This is a genomic window from Cupriavidus sp. L7L (assembly GCF_004353535.1).
Taxonomy (GTDB): Bacteria; Pseudomonadota; Gammaproteobacteria; order Burkholderiales; family Burkholderiaceae; genus Cupriavidus; species Cupriavidus oxalaticus_A.
On sequence record NZ_SMNY01000043.1, the window covers coordinates 1 to 823 of the forward strand.

Genomic DNA, 823 nt, shown 5'->3' on the forward strand with positions numbered 1-823 from the left:
CACCAGGTGAAACACACTGGTTATAGGATCAAGCCTTACGGGCAATTAGTACTGGTTAGCTTAACGCATTACTGCGCTTCCACACCCAGCCTATCAACGTCCTGGTCTCGAACGACCCTTCAAGGAGGTCAAGCCTCCAGGGAATCCTCATCTTCAGGCGAGTTTCCCGCTTAGATGCTTTCAGCGGTTATCTCTTCCGTACATAGCTACCCTGCGATGCCTCTGGCGAGACAACAGGTACACCAGCGGTACGTCCACTCCGGTCCTCTCGTACTAGGAGCAGCCCCCGTCAAGATTCCAACGCCCACGGCAGATAGGGACCAAACTGTCTCACGACGTTTTAAACCCAGCTCACGTACCTCTTTAAATGGCGAACAGCCATACCCTTGGGACCGGCTACAGCCCCAGGATGAGATGAGCCGACATCGAGGTGCCAAACACCGCCGTCGATATGAACTCTTGGGCGGTATCAGCCTGTTATCCCCAGAGTACCTTTTATCCGTTGAGCGATGGCCCTTCCATTCAGAACCACCGGATCACTATGTCCTGCTTTCGCACCTGCTCGACTTGTCGGTCTCGCAGTTAAGCACGCTTTTGCCATTGCACTTTAGGTACGATGTCCGACCGTACCAAGCGTACCTTCGAACTCCTCCGTTACACTTTGGGAGGAGACCGCCCCAGTCAAACTGCCTACCATGCACTGTCCCCGACCCGGATTCACGGGCCAAGGTTAGAACCTCAAACAAACCAGGGTGGTATTTCAAGGACGGCTCCACGTGAACTGGCGTCCACGCTTCAAAGCCTCCCACCTATCCTACACAGA

Annotated in this window: 1 rRNA gene; it reads right to left on the reverse strand. The window is 54.3% G+C overall.

Annotated elements, in window-relative coordinates:
* Positions 1-24: 24 nt before the first annotated feature.
* Positions 25-823, reverse strand: a 23S ribosomal RNA gene (locus E1J61_RS30255); the annotation flags it as partial.